The sequence below is a fragment of the Streptomyces katrae genome (assembly GCF_000966975.1).
Classification (GTDB): domain Bacteria; phylum Actinomycetota; class Actinomycetes; order Streptomycetales; family Streptomycetaceae; genus Streptomyces; species Streptomyces katrae.
This window is the reverse complement of record NZ_JZWV01000850.1, coordinates 1-964: the sequence shown is the minus strand read 5'-3', so window position 1 is coordinate 964 and position 964 is coordinate 1. Positions and strand designations below refer to the sequence as shown.

Genomic DNA, 964 nt, shown 5'->3' with positions numbered 1-964 from the left:
GGTGGAGGTGTCTAGGCTCCACACCGCACACGGAGGTCTTCGTGTCCCACCGTAATGCCCGGCTGACCCTGCACGGCAGGCGGATCCTGGTCGAGCGTGTTCTCGCCGGGCGTCCGGTCGCTCATGTGGCTGCCGAAATGGGCATATCCCGCCCGACTGCCCACAAGTGGATCCGCCGCTGGCGGGCCGAGGGCGAGGCCGGGCTGGCCGACCGGCCCAGCAGGCCCCGAACGACACCGCACCGCACCCCGGTCACGGCCGAGGCCCGGGTCTGCCGCCTGCGGATCGACCGCAAGCTCGGACCTGCCCGCATCGGCCCGGTCCTCGGCCTGCCCGCCTCGACGGTCCACCGGATCCTGGTCCGCCACGGCATCAACCGCCTGGCCTTCCTCGACCGGCCCACCGGCCGGGTCATCCGCCGCTACGAACGGGCCCGGCCGGGCGAGCTGGTCCACGTCGACATCAAGAAGCTCGGCAACATCCCCAACGGCGGCGGCCACCGGGTCATGGACCGCCGCCAGGCCATGGACAACAAGATCGCCGCCACCGCCCGGCGCAAGAGCTCCAAACCCGTGATCGGCTACTCCTTCATCCACTCCGCCGTGGACGACCACTCCCGCCTGGCCTACAGCGAAGTCCTCCCCGACGAACGCAAGGAGACCGCCGCCGGCTTCTGGACCCGGGCGAACGCGTTCTTCGCCGCCCACGGCATCACCGTCGAGCGCGTCCTGACCGACAACGGCTCCTGCTACAAGTCCAAGCTGTTCGCCCAGACCCTGGCCGCGGCCGGCATCACCCACAAGAAGACCCGGCCCTACCGGCCACAGACCAACGGCAAGGTCGAACGCTTCAACCGCACCCTGCTCGACGAGTGGGCCTACCAGCGGCCCTACAAATCCAACGACGAGCGGACAGCAGCCCTGGCAGACTTCCTCCACACCTACAACCACCACCGCTGCCACAC

General features: G+C 69.7%; 1 protein-coding gene. It reads left to right on the top strand.

Annotation, left to right across the window (positions count from 1 at the left end):
- Nucleotides 1–41: 41 nt before the first annotated feature.
- The coding region (locus VR44_RS27925; RefSeq protein ID WP_045950385.1) for an IS481 family transposase at nt 42–964 on the top strand (923 nt) is incomplete at its 3' end.